The sequence below is a fragment of the Methylobacterium sp. WL116 genome (assembly GCF_008039455.1).
In the GTDB taxonomy this organism is placed as follows: Bacteria; Pseudomonadota; Alphaproteobacteria; order Rhizobiales; family Beijerinckiaceae; genus Methylobacterium.
In genome coordinates this window covers 1-2,255 of sequence record NZ_VRUV01000640.1, presented here as the reverse complement: position 1 = coordinate 2,255, position 2,255 = coordinate 1, and the positions used below count along the sequence as shown (strand labels likewise).

The following is a 2,255-nucleotide window of genomic DNA, read 5'->3' as shown; positions in this document are numbered from 1 at the left end:
CCGCCGTGGCGCCCCGCGCGATGGCGCTCACGCAGGCGGCGAGCTGGCGGATCGGGCGGCCGATCGAGAGGGCCGAGAACACGGCCGAGCCGATCAGGACGAGGATGACGGTGCCGCCGATGGCGAGCCCGATCCGGTTGGCGGACTCGGCGGTCGCGACCGTGTTCCGCCGCGCCTCGTCCGCGAAGCGCTGGGCATTGGCGACCGATTCCGTTCCCGCCTCGTTCAACAGCGTGTTCACGCGCTGCTGCTCGGCGACGATCCGCGACAGCCTGTTCCCGTCGACGGACCGCGCGCCATTTTCGAAGCGGATGATGTCGGCCAGCGATGCCGCGAGGTCGGCGTAGGTGACGAGATTCGTCCGAAGGTCCTGAAGAACGCCCGGGATGAGCGCGATCCGGATCGGCTCGTCGAGCGCCGCTGCGCCGGTTGCCTTGCCGGTGCGGATGCGCTCGGCGACGCGGGCGACCTGCTCGGTGGTTTCCGCGGTGCGGATGTCGCCGACTGCCGCTTGAAGCTCCGCGTGCGAGAGGCGGGTCTGCTGGATGCCTGCAAGGATGATCTGCTCGCGTCCGGCCGCGGCGTTCGCGTCGATGATATGCTGGGCGCTGATCCACTGGTTCATGACGAGGGCCGTGGCGAGCAGGACTCCGATCACGCCCGAAGCACCAAGTTTCTTTCCGATCGTCCAACGCATGATGACAAATCCCCCGAATTCTTGAGAACATCAACAATCCGGACGACAGACCTGCGACGCGACATCGCGACGACCATCACGGACGTCTCGGAAGATAGAAGATTTTCATGGATGCATGATTGACCGCACGTCTCACAATGCGCGTTTCCGGCTTACGAACGACACCGTCCGAGAGCGCAAACCGCTCGGTTCGACTCCGAGCGATGAATAAAAGAGCGATATGCACTCTTTCGCCCCGGCTCGACGTTGCGTTCCGACGGAGCGTCTGGCCAAGTCGGGCGATGCCCGCCCGACGCCATGCATCCTCCTACCAGTTGCTCAACCTTCTCGAGGCGACCGGCCAGGTCGGCGTCTGGTCCCTCAACCTGCGGACCGGCGAAATGAGCGGCTCGCTGGGTCTCGCCCACATCACCGGCCTGCCTTCGGACGAGAGCCTCCTCGGCCTGCTCGACCGACTTCTCCACCCGGACGATCGCGAAGCCCTCGGCGAGCTGTTCGACATGCTCTACAGCGGCCGGGCGATCGACCGCACGGTCCGGCTTGTGCGTCCCGACCACACCGTGCGCTGGGTTTCGGTCAAGGCCCAGATCGTTCTCGACGACGCCCATCGGCCGATGCGTGCCGAGGGCATCGCCTTCGACGTGACCGGCCCGCACGAGGCGCGTCTGCTCGCCGAGCAGAGCACCGCACGCTATCGCGGCCTCGTTCATGCCATCGCGGCCGTGGTCTGGACGACGGCTCCGGATGGGAAGGCGCGGCCAAGCCCGACATGGCAGGTCCTGACCGGGCAGACGGGCCCGGAGATGCAGGGCGACGGTTGGCTCGCCGCGATCCACCCGGAGGATCGGGCACGGATCGAGTCGGCATGGCGAACGGCGATGGAGCACGGCACGCCTTACGAGGCGGATCACCGTGTTCTCCGCGCGGACGGGACGGTCCATTGGTACAGCAACCACACCATACCCCTCCACGATGCCGATGGTTCGGTGCGCGAGTGGATCGGGATCATGCAGAAGATGCCGCCCAGCGGTCGATTCTCGTCGCCTGAGATCACCGGGACGCTCGTGCGCGGAGCCCGCGCAATGCTGCGCTGGTCCGTCGTGGATCTGGCTCGGGCCGCCGGCGTCTCTGTCTCGAGCATCCGGCGCCTGGAGGAGGAGGTCGGGACGGTGCAGCCGCGAACCCGCTTGGCGATGCGTCGAGCCCTGGAAGGCGCCGGCATCGATTTCATCGGGACCCTCGACGGCATGACGGGGGTGATCTTGACCAGGGATCGGCGTGGCGCCTGATCGTTTGGATCTCGAGCCGACGCGCCGTCGGGGCCGGCGATCGATGATGCCGCGCCCTTGGCGGCCGGCATCGCCGGACGGTTCGACGTCATGCCCACTCGGATCGGACGTGTCTTGAGAGCGCCTTCAGGCGCGGTGGATGCCGGCTCGCGCGAAGCGCGGTCGACTATGCAACACGCGGGCGTCCCTCATAAAACGCCCGATCATCGGAGCCTCCTCCTGTGTCCAGAACGGCGCGACGGACATTTCGGGACGGCTGTCATGCCGGA

1 protein-coding gene and 1 pseudogene are annotated in these 2,255 nt (G+C 67.0%); one reads left to right on the top strand and one right to left on the bottom strand.

What is annotated here, in order from left to right; genetic code table 11:
• Positions 1–658 (bottom strand): annotated as a pseudogene (locus FV223_RS25665) (methyl-accepting chemotaxis protein); the annotation flags it as partial.
• Positions 659–978: 320 nt separating this feature from the next.
• On the opposite strand from FV223_RS25665, the gene FV223_RS25660 reads away from it, so the two are divergent.
• Complete coding sequence (locus FV223_RS25660; protein ID WP_187276248.1) at positions 979–1,986, top strand: PAS domain-containing protein; 1,008 nt, start codon at positions 979–981, stop codon at positions 1,984–1,986.
• Positions 1,987–2,255 lie beyond the last annotated feature (269 nt).